Raw genomic sequence first — 15,575 nt, forward strand, 5'->3', positions numbered from 1 at the left:
TACCTCCTTCAGCGGATGCTGCGGGTGCGGGGCCAGCTTGGTCTTGCCGATGTTAGCCGGCCGTCATCAATCGATGAACTGCAGTCGTGCCAGTTCAGCGTACAGTCCGCCTTCGGCCAGCAGCTGCGCATGGGTACCTTCGGCGACGATGCGGCCCTGGTCCATCACCACGATGCGGTCGGCCTTGAGCACGGTGGCCAGGCGGTGGGCGATGACCAGCGTGGTGCGACCGGCCATCAGCCGCTCAAGTGCCTGCTGCACGCCATGCTCGCTCTGCGCATCCAGTGCGCTGGTGGCCTCATCGAGCAGCAGGATCGGCGCATCCTTCAGCAACGCGCGGGCGATCGCCACGCGCTGCTGCTGGCCACCGGACAGGCGTGCGCCGCGCTCGCCCAGTTCACTGTCGTAGCCTTGCGGCAATGCCCGCAGGAAGCCATCGGCCTCTGCTGCACGTGCGGCGCCCTCGACCTCGGCGTCGCTGGCCTGCAGCCTGCCGTAGCGGATGTTGTCGCGTGCACTGGCTGCGAACAGCGTCGGCTGCTGCGGTACCAGTGCCAGCTGCGCGCGCAGCTCGGCCGGATCGACCTGGCGCACGTCGATGCCATCCACGCAGATGCGGCCGCTGGCCGGATCGTGGAAGCGCAGCAGCATCGACAGCACCGTGCTCTTGCCTGCGCCCGACGGGCCGACCAGGGCCACGGTCTCACCCGGGCGGACATGCAGGTTGAAGTGGTCCAGCGCGGCCTGGTCCGGGCGCTGCGGGTAGTGGAACACCACGTCGTCGAACTGGATTTCGCCGCGTAGCGGTTGCGGCAGTGCGTGCGGCTGCGCCGGCGCACGGATCTCGATGTCTTCCTGCAGCAGCTCGCCGATACGGCCCATGCCACCGGCCGCACGCTGCAGCTCGTTCCACACTTCGGCCAGGGCGCCCACCGAGCCGCCGCCGATCAGCGCGTACAACACGAACTGGCCCAGCGTGCCGGCACTGAGGCGGCCGTCGATGACATCGTGCGCGCCCAGCCACAGCACGCCAACGATGGCGCCAAACACCAACAGGATGGCACTGGCGGTAACCAGCGATTGCGCACCGATGCGCCGGCGTGCGGCACCGATGGCATCGCCCAGCGCCTTGTCAAAGCGCCCGCGCTCATAGGGCTCGCGCGCATGCGCCTGCACCGTGCGCACGGCGCCCAGCGTCTCGCTGGCCAGGCTGTTGGCATCGGCGATGCGGTCCTGGCTGCTGCGCGCAACCGTACGCAGCTTGCGCGCGCCGACGATGATCGGCAGCACCGCCAGCGGGATGCCGAGCAGTGACCACGCGGCCAGCCGCGGGCTGGTGACGAACAGCATCGCCAGGCTGCCGACCACGGTTACGCTGCTGCGCAGGGCGACCGACATGGTCGAGCCGACCACGCTGCGCAGCAGTTCGCTGTCGGCGGTCAGGCGCGAGACCAGTTCGCCGCTGCGGCTGCGGTCGTGGAAACCGGCGCCGAGCTGGATCAGGTGTGCATACAGGCGGCTGCGCAGGTCGGCGACGACCTTCTCGCCCAGCAGCGACACGAAGAAGAACCGTGCGGCCGTCGCCAGTGCCAGCACCACCGCCACCAGCATCAGCAGGGCGAAGGCACGGTTGATCTGGCCACCGCTGGTGAAGCCGTGGTCGATCATCTGCTTCACGGCGGGGGGCAGGCTCAGCGTGGCGGCCGAAGAGACCGCCAGGGCAAGCAGCCAGGCGGTGAACAACCCGCTGTGGCGGCGCACGAACGGCCACAACGTCCGCAGGCTGCCAAGGCGGCGCAGCGGCGGGGTCGAGGCAGGGGCGTCGTCCTTGTCAGTCATCCTGGTTGTCGTCTTGTATGCGGATACGGTCACGGGTGGCGTCGCGCAGGCGGATTTTCAATGCATCGACCTGATCGGCCGGCAATTCGGCCCGCAGGCACACGCCGTTGGCATCGAACTGTTCATCGAGTTTCCCGGCGCCGAAGGCGGGCAGGGTGGCGTGCAGGATGCCCAGGTCCTCGAAGCCGGCCAGCAGCTGCAGCCGGGCCATCGCCACCAGGGGCAGGCGGGGGGCGGTGCGCAGGCACTCGGCGGCAGCGCCACCGTAGGCGCGCACCAGTCCACCGGCGCCCAGCTTGATGCCGCCGAACCAGCGCGTCACCACCACCATCACACGGTCGAAACCCTGGCCATCGATTGCCGCCAGGATCGGTCGTCCGGCCGTTCCAGCGGGCTCGCCATCATCGCTGGAGCGGTAGTCCTGGCCGTACCGGTAGGCCCAGCAGTTGTGGGTCGCGTCGGCTGCTGCAACCTGCTGCAGGATCGCCATGGCCGCTGCGGCGCTGTCGATCGGCGCAGCATGGGCGATGAAACGACTGTGTTTGACTTCCAGCGTGTGGCTGACAGGCTGGGCGAGGGTATCGAGCATTCCCGTCATTCTACGGGGTCGCCGGAGGTCACGTTCTGCTTCAGTCGTCCAGCAACGGGCGCAGGTCGCGCGGCAGGCGGGCTTCCGGATACTGCTGCACGTAGCGCTCCAGGCTGGCGCGGGCCAGATCGCGCTGGCCGTCGTCGCGTCGCGCGCGGATCTTCTGCAGCCACTGCCGGCGCGGCAGTCGCGCGTCGGCGTCCACCTCGGCCTGCACGGCATCCGCGCTCAGGCCCGCGTCGCTGCCGCGGCGCATAATGCCCGGTGCGGAACGGCTGGGCGCCTCACGCTTCATCGAGGTGATCTCCACCCGATCCAGCGCCTGCGTCCGCTCCGCCTCGGCGGCATTGGTTGCCGGTGCCGCGGCCGTGCGTGCTTTCATTGCCCCGGACGCTGCTGGCGCGAATGCCGGTGCGGGTGCGGGTGCCGAGTAGGCGGCCGGTGCAGGTGGCGCTGGCGGTGCTGCAGCCGGAGCGGGCGGGAGCGCCGCAAAGGAGGTGTCGGCGGCCGCATCCGCGGCCATGGACCGTGCAGCCTGGGCCGGCACTTCAGCGGTCTTGGCCGGCGCAGGCTTGTGCGCACGCGCGATGGCCGGTGCCGGGGCAGCGGAAACAGGGGCGGACTCGGGTGCTGCCGGAGCAGCGGCTGGTTCCGCAACCGCCACTGCGCTGTCGGCTGAACCACTTCCAGCGGCCTGATCGGCAGCCGCGACGTCTTCTGCCGCAGCCGGTGCTGCGGCAACAGCAGTCTCGCCCGCCGGAACCGGTGGCGGTTCAGGACGCAGCTGCCAGGCGATGCCGATGGCGAACACCATCGAAGCGGCGATGCCGAACACCGCTGGCCAACGCGGGCGTGTGCGCTGCGTGGGCGGCGCCTCGGGAGAGGCGACCGCATCGGCAGCCGGAGCGTCCACGGCCGCGCGGGCCGCGGCCAGGATGGCGGCGTCCAGTGCGGCCGGTGGTGCCTGCTCGGCGCGACGGCCGAGCAGCCGGGCCAGCTCGCGTTCTTCCGGCGTCAGCGGTTCGTCTCGGTTCATGCGTTCAATCCCGCACGCAGCTTGTCCATCGCATAGCGCAGCCGCGATTTCACGGTTTCCCGGCCTACGCCGGTGATCTGGCCGATCTCCTCCAGGCTCAGTTCCTGATCCAGCCGCAGTTGCAGCACTTCGCGCTGCTCCGGCGGCAATTGCTCCATCGCCAGCTGGATGCGGCGACGTTGTTCGAATTCGGAAAGTTCGGCTTCCGGGGTCTGCCCGTCCTCGATCGCGGCCAGGCGCAGGTCGGCGTCGGCCGGTGCGGCAGGGCGATGGCGGGCGGCGCGCCAATGGTCGTTCAGGCGGTTGTGGGCGATGCGGAACAGCCAGGTGCTGAACGCTGCTTCGGGCTGCCACCCGGCACGGGCGCTGATCACCCGCTGCCAGACGTCCTGGAAGATCTCCTCGGCCAGCGCGTTGTCGCGCAGTTGGCGCAGCAGGAAACCGAACAGTCGCTTGCGATGGCGCGCATACAGGCTTTCGAACGCGTGCAGGTCGCCGCCGGCCCAGGCCAGCATCAAGGCTTCATCGGTTGGCAGTGCGCTGGCTTCCACGGCGTACAGGGTAAGGCCTGCAGGCGATGGCGCATAGCCGGTGGCAGGGGCGGGCAGGGCGAGGGTCATGGCTCGGAAGGGGCTGCAGACAGCAGGAAAAACGTACGGGCGCACGATTCGGGGTTTACGGGCTTCCATTGCCCCCCGGGTGGCGCGCTATGCTCGTCGGCTCAGGGGAGGCGACGCATCGACGGCGCCAAGAGATTGTCATTTGTCCACGCATGCTGAACCGGCGGAAGAGCCACCACACGAGGCCGTGCTGAGCACGGCGCTGGTGCGCGCGTTGCATGCGCTTTTGCCGGAAACGGCCTTGGTCCGCGTCGGCTGGGACGACCCGCAGCTCGGGCGTGGTCAGGGCGGATGGCCGGCCGACGGGGCGGCAGGCGCGTTCACTGCGGCGGGCATCGGCGAGGGCTCCCATGGCTGGGAACATGACGGTGCACGCCTGCAGTTGTCGGTGGAAGGCGCCGTGCCTTCTGCGGCGTGGTGGGGGCTGGCCCGTCAGGCCATGGAACTGGCACTGCAGCGTGGCCGCCAGGCCGGGCAGATCAAGGCGCTGGAGGAAGCTGAACGGTTGCAGCAGGCGCTGTTCCAGATCGCCGATCTGGCCGGCGCCGATCTGGAGATGTCGGAGATGCTGCGTCACGTGCACGGCGTGCTCGGCACGCTGATGTATGCCGAGAACTGCTACATCGTTGAATACGATGATGTGCGTGACCAGATCCGCTTCCTGTACTTCGCCGACCAGGTCGACGATTTCGTCGCCGACCCGACGCAGAGCCATGACGCCGCCGAGATGCCGCGCAGCTTGACCGTCGCGCTGCTGCGCCATGGCAAGCCGCTCAGCGGACCCTCGCGCGAACTGCTGGCGCGCGTGGTCGAGCAGGAGCACGACCCGCAGCGTGGCCCCGAAAGCCTGGACTGGCTGGGTGTGCCGATGCTGCGCGATGGCCGGGTATGCGGCGCGATCGTGGTGCAGAGCTATGAGCTGGCGGCCCGTTATGGCGAGGCCGAGCGGGCGTTGCTGGGCTTTGTCGCGCAGCACGTGCAGACTGCGATGGATCGGCGCCAGGCGCAGGTCCGGCTGGAGCAACAGGTGGAGCGGCGTACGCTGGAACTGCAGCGCGCCAACCACAGCCTGCAGGATGAAGTGGCGGAGCGCCGGCGCGCCGAGCAACTGCAGACCGCGCTGTACAACATTGCCGAAATGGCGATGTCGGCCGACAGCCTGGCCCAGTTCTACGGGCAGGTGCATGGCGTGGTCGGGCGCCTGCTCGATGCGCGCAACTTCTATATCGCGCTGGTGAACGGAAGCGGCAACGGCCTGGACTTCGTCTATTCGGTGGACGAGCACAATGCCAGCCGTGCACCTCGTCCGTTCAGTCGCGGCCTGACCGAATACGTGGTGCGCAACCGGCGGCCCCTACTGGCCTCACGCGCCCAGATCGATGCGCTGCTGGCCAGTGGCGAGGTGCGTGAATCCGGCGCGCGCTCGCATTGCTGGCTGGGCGTGCCGCTGCTGCGCGATGACGAGGTGGTCGGTGCGATCGTGGTGCAGAGCTACAGCGAGAACAGTACGTTCAGCGTGCACGATCAGCGGCTGTTGACGTTCGTTGCGCAGAACATCGGAACCGGGTTGGCGCGCCAGCGCGACCAGCAACGGCTGCGTTTGGCGCATGCCGAACTGGAAAAGCGCGTGGAGGAACGCACGCGTGAGCTGGCCGAGGTCAACGAGAAGTTGCTCGGCCAGATCGGCGAGCGCCTGCGGGCCGAGCAACGCCTGACCCATCAGGCCATGCACGATGCGCTGACCGGCCTGCCCAACCGGCTGCACCTGCTCGATCGCCTGCAGGATGCGCTGGCGCTGGCCAAGCGCGAGGGTGGGCCGGTGTTCGCCGTGCTGTTCCTCGACCTGGATCGCTTCAAGCTGGTCAACGACAGCATCGGCCACGCCGCGGGTGACCGCATGCTGGTGGAGGTGGCCAAGCGCATCGTATCGATGGCCGGTGCCGATGATGTGGTGGCACGGCTGGGCGGTGATGAATTCGCGGTACTGCTGCAATGCCCGCAGGGCCTGGCACAGGCACTGGATTTCGGCCAGCGCCTGCTGCTGGCACTGCAGGAGTCGATGTGGATCGCCGGCCGCGAACTGTTCCCGTCCGGCAGCCTGGGCATCGCGCTGTGGAATCCGCGCTACCGTACCGGCGAGGAGCTGCTGCGTGATGCGGACGCGGCGATGTACCGGGCCAAGGCACAGGGCCATGACCGCTGCGCGATCTTCGACGAGGACATGCGTGAACAGGCCATGCGCAGCCTCGACCTGGAAGCCGATCTGCGCCGCGCAATCAACAACCGTGATTTCGTTCCGTTCTTCCAGCCGATCGTGCGCCTGTCCGATGGCGAAGTGGTGGGACATGAGGCATTGCTCCGCTGGCAGCACGAGCGTCGTGGCCTGCTGTTGCCCGGCGCGTTCCTGGAGCTGGGAGAGGAAAGCGGCCTGATCGAACAGGTCGACTGGCTGATCTACGAGCAGGTCATCGCGCGCCTGGCCGAAGGTGGGCAGAGCTATGTCTCGGTGAACGTTTCGCCGCGCCATTTCCGCTCGGCCGAGTTCAGCGACCGCCTGTTCGGCCTGCTCGACGCGTGTGGCGCCGATCCGCGCCGGCTGCGGCTGGAGATTACCGAGGTCGCGCTGCTGGACGATGCGCCGCACACGCTGCGCATCCTGCAGGGCCTGCGCGAGCGTGGCATCCAGGTGCAGCTGGACGACTTTGGTACCGGCTTCTCTGCGCTGTCCTACCTGCACCGATTCCCGATCAGTACATTGAAGATCGACCAGAGTTTCATCGCCGGCCTGCACGGGCCGGAAGTGCAGAGCACGCGCGCGCTGGTCGAAGGCGTGCTGTCACTGGCCCGCACCCTGGGCATCGAAACCATTGGCGAAGGCATCGAGACCGAGGCGCAGCGGCAGACACTGCGCGAACTCGGTTGCGACTATGGCCAGGGATACCTGCTGGGCCGTCCCGCACCGTGGGCACGGACGCTGGCGTGAGCCACCGCGACGGTTCGCTTCAGCGCAGAGCCGAGCGACGTTTCTCGTCGATCCACTTCGACGCCTGGGCCGGCTGGTAGTTCTGCATCCACACCAGCATTTCCTCGATGTCCGAGCCGTACCAGAGGTCCTGGCGCTGGTCCGGATGCAGGAAGCGCTCTTCCACCATGCGGTCGATCATGCCGATCAGCGGCGCGTAGAAACCTTCCACATCGAGGAACGCGCACGGCTTGTTGCCGATGCCCAGCTGGCGCCAGGTCAGCATCTCGAAGATCTCTTCCATGGTGCCGAAGCCACCGGGCAGGGCAACGAAGCCATCGGCGAGGTCGAACATGCGCGACTTGCGCTCATGCATCGAGCCGACGATCTCCAGTTCGGTCAGGCCGCGGTGGGCCACTTCCCAGTCGGCCAGCTGGCGCGGGATCACGCCGGTCACCTCGCCGCCAGCGGCGAGCACGGCGTTGGCCACGGTACCCATCAGGCCAACGTTGCCGCCGCCATACACCAGGCGCAGGCCATCGCGGGCAATGCGGTCGCCCAGTGCAATGGCGCGTTCGGTGTAGGCCGGCTTGCTGCCAGCGTTGGAACCACAGTACACACAGATCGATTTCATGGATCTTCTGTCTCTTGACCGGAAACGAAAACGCCCCGTCACCGACCGCAAGGCGGTCAGAGACGGGGTGCCCTTGGATTATGAGCCCTTCTGTAGAGCCGAGCCATGCTCGGCTGCCCTTCGTTCAGATCACGGCAAAGGCCAGCCGAGCATGGGCTCGGCTCTACGTAAGCGATGGCTTACGCCGCCGCGGCCTGCTCGCGGCGCGGGCCTTCACGCAGGGCACGGCCCACCATGGCCACCAGCAGGTCCAGCTCCTGGCTGTCCATGCCGAAGTGCGGGGTGAAGCGTAGCGAGTTCTCACCACCGTGAATCACGTTGATGCCGTGCTGGCGCAGCCATTCCTCGGTGGAGTTGGCGCCATAACACTTGAACTGCGGGGCCAGCTCGCACGAGAACAGCAGCCCGGTGCCCTGCACCTTGGTGATCAGGCCGCCCAGCTCGCTCTTGAGCTGTTCCAGCTTGCGCACGGCCTCGGCACCGCGCTCGGCGATGTTGGCGCGTACCTGTGGGGTCAGCTGCGCCAGGGTGGCGCAGGCGACGTCCAGCGCACGCGGGTTGCTGGTCATGGTGTTGCCGTAGATGCCCTTGCGGTACAGCTGCGCAGCATGCTCGGTCACCGCCAGCACCGACAGCGGGTACTGCGCGGCGTTGAGCGCCTTGGAATAGGTCTCCATGTCCGGCGGGTCAAGGCCTTCAAAGCCCGGGTAATCGACCACCGACAGCACGCCATGCGCGCGCAGGCCGGCCTGGATCGAGTCGAGCAGCAGCAGGCTGCCATGCGCACGGGTCAGCTCACGGGCAACGGCATAGAACGACGGCGGCACCGAACGGCCCGGGTCGCCTTCGCCCATCACCGGCTCCAGGAATACGGCTTCGATGAACCATTGGTTGCGTGCAGCATCCTCGAACACCTTGCGCAGGCCGGCCTCGTCGTAAGGCGCCACGGTGATCACCGAGTCCTCGCCACGGTAGCTGGCCAGGTGCTGCATGTAGCTCTTGCGGCTGGAATCCGAATAGAGGGCAGGGCGGTCGGTACGGCCATGGAAGCTGCCCTTGACCACCACGCGCTTGATCGCAGCGCCGGCGTGACGTGCGCCAGGATCGGTCTGCAGCTTGGCGTTGACGTCGGCGATGCGCGCGGCCAGGCCGACGGCTTCGGAGCCGGAATTCAGGCACATGAAACGGGCGAACGGGCAGCCGCCACGGCGGTGGCCGATCTCGGCGCGCAGGGCGGTGATGAAGCGCTGCTGCGACAGGCTGGGGGTCATGATGTTGGCCATCACCTGTGGGCGCGCCATGGCCTCCAGCACGGCGTCCGGGGTATGCCCGAAGCCGAGCATGCCGTAGCCGCCGGCGTCGTACAGCACGGCGCCCTTCAGGGTGACCACCCATGGGCCGCGCGCGGCCAGCGCCACGTACGGGGTCACCGCGTCATCGGCATAGAAATTGACGAATCCGTCCTGCATCGCGTCGATCTGTGCCTGTTCGTCCTGCGCCAGCAGCGGCCCCAGGTCGGCCTGCACGCGCGCGAACTCCTCGGCGGCGGCGTCCACTGCGGCGATCAGCTGCGGGTGGTTGGCGGACAGGGCGGTCAGGGTGGCATCGTCCAGGCCGGTGGTGAGGCGGGTGCCGGGCTGGTTGCGCAGGGGGGCGAGGCGTTCGATGAAGCTCATTGCAGATCTCCTGAAACAATGGGTCGCACGGGCCATCAAAAGCAAAACGCGCGTCATCACGCGCGCTTGGGGCAGGCTCGTGCAGCGGACTTCCGGTTCGATGCTAGCACTTGTTTTTTTGCGCGATAACCCCGCAGAAACCTGCTGCATAGCAGCATTTTGCGCGACGTTCGCCGCGAAGTGCGCCGGCTCGCAGACGCTGGACGTACAATGCGCGCCATTGTCGACCTGTTGCCGCCCACCACCTTGAAGAAGTCCGATTTCCACTACGACCTGCCGGCTGAACTGATCGCGCAGGCTCCCCTGGCCGAACGCTCCGCCAGCCGCCTGCTGCTGGTACCGCCGGCACCTGCCGCCTTCACCGACCTGCAGGTGCGTGACCTGCCGTCGCTGCTGCAGCCGGGCGACCTGCTGGTGTTCAACGACACCCGGGTGATTCCGGCGCGCCTGTTCGGGCAGAAGGCCAGCGGCGGCCGCGTGGAGATCCTGATCGAGCGCCTGCTCGGCGGTCAGCAGGCGCGTGCGCAGGTCGGCGCCAGCAAGTCGCCGAAGGCCGGCAGTCGCATCGCGCTGGATGCCGGTGGCGAAGCCGAGGTGCTGGGCCGCGATGGCGAGTTCTACGTGCTGCAGTTCCATGTGCCGGAGTCGCTGGAGCAGTGGCTGCTGCATGCCGGCCGCCTGCCGTTGCCGCCCTACATCCAGCGCGAGCCGGGCGTGGACGACCGCGAGCGGTACCAGACCGTGTTCGCGCGCGAGGTAGGCGCGGTGGCAGCACCGACCGCCGGCCTGCATTTCGACGAGCCGCTGCTGGCGGCGCTGAAGGACAAGGGCGTGGAGTTCGGCCACGTCACCCTGCATGTGGGTGCGGGCACCTTCCAGCCGGTGCGCGCCGATGACCTGAAGGACCACGTTATGCACCGCGAGTGGCTGAACGTCGGCGCCGAACTGGTGCAGCAGGTGCGGCGCACGCGCGCCGGCGGCGGCCGGGTGATCGGCGTCGGCACCACCGTGGTGCGCGCGCTGGAAAGCGCGATGCGCGATGTCGAGCTGCTGCCGTTCGCCGGCGAGACCCAGATCTTCATCACCCCGGGCTACCGCATCCGCAGCGTCGACGCGATGGTGACCAATTTCCACCTGCCGGAAAGCACGCTGCTGATGATGATCTCGGCGTTTGCAGGCAAGGACCGCGTGTTCGAGGCCTACCGGCACGCGATCGAGCAGCGCTACCGCTTCTTCAGCTACGGCGACGCAATGCTGCTGTTCCCGCAGGCGGAGTAGGGGGCTGACCTCTGCCTGATAGTGCTGGGTGCGCACCGTTGGTGCGCACCGCTTGTGCCTGAAGGTGGAATCCACGCCATGCGTGTCCGGCTACGGGGCTGGTACCCGGGGCGATTCGATCGGCTTTCTGCTCAATTTTTCCACCAGGGATTTTGTTCATTTGCTCGCCTTGGCTCATTCGATTGTGCATGGATGCTGCTGCGCAAGCCTTGCTTCGTGAATCGAGATCTCTGAAGGATCGACTTCAAATCGACGCATCCACTGATCGGCGATCCGGCCGATCAGCCTCGGTTCTGTGGACTTTGGGTTGGAATGGAGATTGCCGACCGACGCAGGTCGCAGACCCCGGAGTTGATGGTCGAGCAGTACATATTCAGGGGCGCGAGGATCTTCTGCATCAGCGTAGGCGAGGGGTCGCGCTCCAGCCTGGATCAAGACGCCGCCGCCATACCCTTGGAGCCTGAAATACTGCTCGGGGAGAGCGCTGCGGAGCTGATCAAGCCCTCCAGCCGCTGCCAGCCGGGCGTCATCCAGTAGGGTCAACCAGCTCACCGTCTTGATCTTGAGATGCTTGAGTTCCGCCCGGTTCGCCAGGAGCGCGGCGTCCCCCACATCCAGGCCGGGAAGGCGCTGGGCCAGCACTGCTTCAATGGGCTCATTGCGCTCTCGGCGTACTGCGCTCAGATTCAATGCGTAGCCGGCATGCCCATGTGCGGCCCTCAACCAGTGTGCACATTTGATCGCCAGTTTAATGAACTGGCATTCCTTTCCTGAGAAATGGCCAGTCGGGACCGACAGTTCAAGGACACTCATGTCGTTGCCCATTCGGGATTGCCAGCCGCGCTTGCCGTAAACACGGAACTGCCAGGCTCCGGCGTCTTCAGCATTGGGACCGCTGGTGTAGCAGAAGCTGAGATGGTCGTCTTCCAACATGGGCTCGATCATTTCTCGCAGAGCTTTGCTGTCCTTGACGCGCTGCCGGGATCGTCCATCCGTTGGTTTCTCGCGCCAGAGCCATGACAATTCGCCTCCCGCGTGCTCGCGGAACGCGTCGAAGCAAAGGCACAGGTTTTCTCTCGTGCCGGCCAGATGTGCGTCCTTGAAGTACAGCGTCAGGCGTAGACACATCACTGCGCCTACGTAGTTCGCTGGGCCGCTCGGAAGAAGCAGGTCGCCTGGAAACTCCAGCGACTCCTGTGCGTCCGGAAACCATTCAGTTTCCAGAGGAAGGTCGCGCAGGGTGGGCATGAGTGGAGTGCCAGCATGTGGGGCTGGTCACCCTAGGAGGAAGACGTTCCGCCGCCAAGGCCAATTGCGACAGGTAAAGTGTCAGATGGAGCCTGTTCAGGCCTGAATGGGCGGCCGCCCCGGTTTTGGGAGACAATGGGCGACTATTTGCCTGAACGACCGCTCCATGTCCCGATTGCAGTTCCAGCTCCAGACCCGCGATGGCCGTGCCCGCCGTGGCCGCCTGACCTTCCCGCGTGGCACGGTGGAAACGCCGGCCTTCATGCCGGTGGGGACCTATGGCTCGGTCAAGGGCATCCTGCCGGACCAGGTGCGGGCGCTGGGCGCCGAGATCATCCTCGGCAACACCTTCCACCTGTACCTGCGCCCCGGCCTGGACATCATCGCCGACCACGGCGGGCTGCACGGCTTCTGCCGCTGGGATGGCCCGATCCTGACCGACTCCGGCGGTTTCCAGGTGTTCTCGCTGGCCCATCGACGCAAGATCACCGAGCAGGGCGTGACCTTTGCCTCGCCCACCGACGGCGCCCGGGTGTTCCTCGGTCCCGAGGAGAGCATGAAGATCCAGAAGGTGCTCGATTCGGACATCGTGATGATCTTCGACGAGTGCACCCCGTACCCGGCCACCGAAGACGTTGCCCGCCGTTCCATGGAGCTGAGCCTGCGCTGGGCCCAGCGCAGCCGCAACGCGCATGACGAGCTGGGCAACGACGCGGCGTTGTTCGGCATCGTCCAGGGGGGCGTGCACACCGACCTGCGCAGCCGCTCGGCCGACGCCCTGCAGGCGATCGGCTTCGACGGCTACGCCATTGGCGGCCTGGCTGTGGGCGAGCCGGAGCACGAGCGCAACGCTATGCTCGACCACCTGGACCCGGAGCTGCCAAGCGACCGTCCGCGCTATCTGATGGGTGTGGGCCGGCCGGAGGACCTGGTCGAGGGTGTCGCACGTGGCGTGGACATGTTCGACTGCGTGATGCCGACCCGCAATGCGCGCAACGGCCATTATTTCACCTCGTTCGGCACCGTCCGCATCCGTAATTCCCAGTACGCGCGCGACATGGACCCGATCGAGCCGGGCTGCGGCTGCGTGGCCTGCACCGGTGGCTATACCCGTTCCTACCTGCGCCACCTGGACCGCTGCAACGAGATGCTGGCGCCGATGCTGGGCACCCTGCACAACCTGTTCTATTACGAAAAGCTCATGGCCGACATCCGTGCGGCCATCGAGGCGGGAACCTTCCTGGCCTTCCGTGAGTCTTTCTACGCGGCACGCGGGGCGGTGGCCCCGCCCCTCTAACCCGGACGCCCCCTGCCGAACGGCCCAAGGACGAACGCCCGGGGCCGTGGCATACTTCAAGGCTGACCCAGATCCGCGGTCGACACCCCCGCCCCTCAAGGGACGGGAGCGCCGCCCAACCAAAGGACCAACGATGAACCTGCTTGCTTTCCTGATTCCCGCCGCCCACGCCCAGGCCGCCGGCGGCCAACCGCAGGGCATGGGCCTGACCACGCTGCTGTTCCCGATCATCCTGATCGCCATCATGTACTTCCTGATGATCCGCCCGCAGATGAAGCGGCAGAAGGAGCACAAGGCCATGCTGGAGAAGATCAAGCGCGGCGATGAAGTGCTGACCAACGGCGGCATCGCCGGCAAGGTCACCGATATCGGCGACCACTTCATCACCGTCGAAGTGGCCGACAACGTGCGCATCCGCGTGCAGAAGGGTGCTGTCGGCAGCGTGCTGCCGACCGGCACCCTGGATTCGGCCAAGTAAGCCACTCCCTTTCCGAAGCACAACCGCGGCGCCGGGGATGGCGCCGCGCGGGACCCAAGCAATGCTCGAATTTCCACGCTGGAAGTACGTCGTCATCCTGATCGTACTGGCGCTCAGCGCGCTGTATGCGCTGCCCAACATCTACCAGAAGGACCCGGCCATCCAGATCACCGCCAACCGTGGCGGGCAGATCGACGATGCGCTGCGCGACCGTGTGCTGGCCGATCTGAAAAAGGCCGGCATCGCCACCATCGGTGCCGACAAGGAAGGGGAAAGCCTGATCGTCCGCCTGTCGGACCTGAAGTCGCAGTCCGCTGCCAGCGACGTCCTGCGTGACACCGTCGGCGAGAAGTACACCGTGGCGCTGAACCTGGCTTCGACCGTGCCGGACTGGCTGGCCAACCTCGGCGGTCGCCCGATGGTGCTGGGCCTGGACCTGCAGGGCGGCGTGCATTTCGTGCTGCAGGTCGACCAGAAGGCTGCCCTCGACAAGCGCCTGGATGCCTATACCGAAGACGTGCGCAGCACCCTGCGTGACGCGCGCATCGCCTACCAGTCGGTGGAACGCCGCGCCGATAACAGCATCGTGGCCAACCTGAGCCCATCCGCCGGCGATGACGCCGCGCAGCGCGCCCGCGCCGCGCTTGTCAAGGCGCAGCCGACCCTCGGCTATGACGTCAGCGGCAACCGCATCACGGTCACCGTGCCGGAGACCGAGATCACGCAGATCGCCAACGGCGCCATCGAGCAGAACATCAACACCCTGCGCAACCGCGTGAACCAGCTCGGCGTGGCCGAGCCGATCATCCAGCGCCAGGGTGCCGACCGTGTGGTCGTGCAGCTGCCGGGCGTGCAGGACACCGCCGAAGCCAAGCGCATGATCGGTGCCACCGCCACCCTGGAGTACCGTGCGGTGGTTGAAGGCAATGCGCAGGACGCCATCAACTCCGGCCGCATTCCGCCGGAAGCGAAGGTCTACCAGCAGCGTGACGGCCGCGGCCCGATCCTGCTGAACAAGCGCGTGATCGTCACCGGCGACCAGATGGTCGGTGCGCAGGCGGTGACCGATTCGAACAGCGGCTCGCCGGCGGTCAGCGTGACGCTGAACAACGTCGGTGGCCAGCGCATGTTCGACTTCACCAGCGCCAACGTGAACAAGCCGATGGCGGTGGTCTACACCGAGCGCGTGCCGACCGTAACCGTCGTCGACGGGCAGGAAGTGCGTGGCTTCAAGGTCAACGAGGAAGTGATCTCGGTGGCCAACATCAACGGCGTGTTCGGCAAGAACTTCCAGACCACCGGCCTGCAGAAGAAGGAAGCCGAAGACCTGGCCAAGCTGCTGAAGTCGGGTTCGCTGGCTGCGCCGATGGACTTCGTCGAGGAGCGCGTGGTCGGCCCGAGCCTCGGCGCCGAGAACGTCAAGAACGGCATGCGCGCGGTGGTGTTCGCGTTCCTGTTCACCCTGGTGTTCTTCAGCGTGTACTACCGCATGTTCGGTGTGATCACCTCGGCAGCGATGCTGTTCAACCTGCTGATCGTAGTGGCGGTGATGTCGCTGTTCGGTGCCACCATGACCCTGCCGGGCTTTGCCGGCCTGGCGTTGTCGGTTGGCCTGTCGGTGGACGCCAACGTGCTGATCAACGAGCGTATCCGTGAAGAGCTGCGAGCCGGTGTGCCGGGCAAGACGGCGATCGTGACCGGTTACGAGCGTGCCTCGGGCACCATCCTCGACGCCAACCTGACCGGCCTGATCGTCGGCGTGGCGCTGTTTGCATTCGGTACCGGTCCGCTGAAGGGCTTCGCGCTGACCATGATCATCGGTATTTTCGCCTCCATGTTCACCGCGATCACCGTGTCGCGTGCGCTGGCGACGCTGATCTACGGCCGTCGCAAGAAGCTCCAGAACGTGGCCATCTGA

12 protein-coding genes are annotated in these 15,575 nt (G+C 66.8%); 5 read left to right on the forward strand and 7 right to left on the reverse strand.

Going from position 1 to position 15,575, the window contains the following annotated elements; translation table 11 throughout:
- Nucleotides 1-66: 66 nt before the first annotated feature.
- From ACSYHF_RS08220 to ACSYHF_RS08235, 4 genes are read right to left on the reverse strand one after another with little or no spacing between them, the layout of a single operon-like run.
- Nucleotides 67-1,839: an ABC transporter transmembrane domain-containing protein gene (locus tag ACSYHF_RS08220; protein ID WP_005416192.1), complete on the reverse strand. Its 1,773-nt coding sequence runs from the start codon at nucleotides 1,837-1,839 to the stop codon at nucleotides 67-69.
- Complete coding sequence (locus ACSYHF_RS08225) at nucleotides 1,832-2,428, reverse strand: IMPACT family protein (RefSeq protein WP_005416193.1); 597 nt, start codon at nucleotides 2,426-2,428, stop codon at nucleotides 1,832-1,834. Before ACSYHF_RS08225 ends, ACSYHF_RS08220 begins: the two co-directional genes overlap by 8 nt.
- Before the next feature lie 40 nt (nucleotides 2,429-2,468).
- The gene (locus tag ACSYHF_RS08230) at nucleotides 2,469-3,464 is read right to left on the reverse strand and encodes a hypothetical protein (protein ID WP_447576228.1); all 996 of its coding nucleotides are present in this window, start codon (nucleotides 3,462-3,464) and stop codon (nucleotides 2,469-2,471) included.
- Entirely contained in the window at nucleotides 3,461-3,979 is a 519-nt protein-coding gene (locus tag ACSYHF_RS08235) for an RNA polymerase sigma factor (RefSeq protein ID WP_229298559.1), read from the reverse strand. The genes ACSYHF_RS08230 and ACSYHF_RS08235 overlap by 4 nt, the downstream gene beginning before the upstream one ends.
- Before the next feature lie 247 nt (nucleotides 3,980-4,226).
- Between ACSYHF_RS08235 and ACSYHF_RS08240 the strand changes: the two genes are divergently transcribed.
- On the forward strand, nucleotides 4,227-7,067 hold the full coding sequence (locus ACSYHF_RS08240; protein WP_111174910.1) for a bifunctional diguanylate cyclase/phosphodiesterase: 2,841 nt from the start codon (nucleotides 4,227-4,229) through the stop codon (nucleotides 7,065-7,067).
- A 19-nt stretch (nucleotides 7,068-7,086) separates the two neighbouring features.
- Here the strand turns inward: ACSYHF_RS08240 and ACSYHF_RS08245 are convergent, their stop codons facing one another.
- Both ACSYHF_RS08245 and ACSYHF_RS08250 read right to left on the reverse strand, forming a co-directional pair.
- Entirely contained in the window at nucleotides 7,087-7,680 is a 594-nt protein-coding gene (locus tag ACSYHF_RS08245; protein WP_005416197.1) for an LOG family protein, read from the reverse strand.
- Nucleotides 7,681-7,859: 179 nt separating this feature from the next.
- Nucleotides 7,860-9,356, reverse strand: coding sequence for an aminotransferase class III-fold pyridoxal phosphate-dependent enzyme (locus ACSYHF_RS08250; protein ID WP_065185186.1), 1,497 nt, complete (start codon nucleotides 9,354-9,356; stop codon nucleotides 7,860-7,862).
- A 210-nt stretch (nucleotides 9,357-9,566) separates the two neighbouring features.
- Between ACSYHF_RS08250 and queA the strand changes: the two genes are divergently transcribed.
- Complete coding sequence (gene queA / locus ACSYHF_RS08255; protein ID WP_197598883.1) at nucleotides 9,567-10,634, forward strand: tRNA preQ1(34) S-adenosylmethionine ribosyltransferase-isomerase QueA; 1,068 nt, start codon at nucleotides 9,567-9,569, stop codon at nucleotides 10,632-10,634.
- Between the two features lie 174 nt (nucleotides 10,635-10,808).
- Here queA and ACSYHF_RS08260 read toward each other — a convergent pair whose 3' ends face one another.
- On the reverse strand, nucleotides 10,809-11,882 hold the full coding sequence (locus tag ACSYHF_RS08260) for a DUF3396 domain-containing protein (RefSeq protein ID WP_262221503.1): 1,074 nt from the start codon (nucleotides 11,880-11,882) through the stop codon (nucleotides 10,809-10,811).
- A 166-nt stretch (nucleotides 11,883-12,048) separates the two neighbouring features.
- Between ACSYHF_RS08260 and tgt the strand changes: the two genes are divergently transcribed.
- The 3 genes from tgt (at nucleotide 12,049) to secD (ending at nucleotide 15,575) form a co-directional block, all read left to right on the forward strand.
- Entirely contained in the window at nucleotides 12,049-13,179 is a 1,131-nt protein-coding gene (gene tgt, locus ACSYHF_RS08265) for a tRNA guanosine(34) transglycosylase Tgt (protein ID WP_188239062.1), read from the forward strand.
- A gap of 133 nt (nucleotides 13,180-13,312) precedes the next feature.
- Nucleotides 13,313-13,657: a preprotein translocase subunit YajC gene (gene yajC, locus ACSYHF_RS08270; protein WP_005416201.1), complete on the forward strand. Its 345-nt coding sequence runs from the start codon at nucleotides 13,313-13,315 to the stop codon at nucleotides 13,655-13,657.
- 61 nt (nucleotides 13,658-13,718) lie between these two features.
- A complete protein-coding gene (gene secD / locus ACSYHF_RS08275; protein ID WP_065185183.1) occupies nucleotides 13,719-15,575 on the forward strand; it encodes a protein translocase subunit SecD in 1,857 nt (618 codons plus the stop codon).

The organism is Stenotrophomonas maltophilia group sp. P373 (genome assembly GCF_053295075.1).